1 pseudogene is annotated in these 289 nt (G+C 79.6%); it reads right to left on the bottom strand.

Annotation, left to right across the window (positions count from 1 at the left end):
• Positions 1 to 289: pseudogene (locus IH13_RS0117845) on the bottom strand (metal-binding protein); the annotation flags it as partial.

Here is a 289-nt window from a genome sequence, read left to right as displayed (position 1 = left end):
GGGGCGTCCAGTACCTCGGCGACCGGGCCGGCGGCCGAGGCGGCCAGCGGCACGTCGGAGGCCAGCAGCGCGACGGCGTCGGCGACCGCGTGGAAGCGGGCGGACCCGAGCGCCTGGAGGGCTTCTGAGTGGGCGCGGGTCCGGGCGAGGGTGAGCCGGCGTTCGAGGAGGGCCCCGGCCCGGGCCGCTCCGACGCCGAGGGCCGCCCGCTCCTGGTGGCCGTCGGCCGGTACCGGGGGTCTGGCGGCGGGGACCGGGGCCCCTGACAGCTGGTGCAGAGACTCCAGCA

The sequence above is a fragment of the Streptomyces sp. NRRL WC-3549 genome (genome assembly GCF_000721935.1).
Classification (GTDB): domain Bacteria; phylum Actinomycetota; class Actinomycetes; order Streptomycetales; family Streptomycetaceae; genus Streptomyces.
Note: the sequence above shows the minus strand (reverse complement) of the source record. Positions and strands in the feature narration are given on the sequence as shown.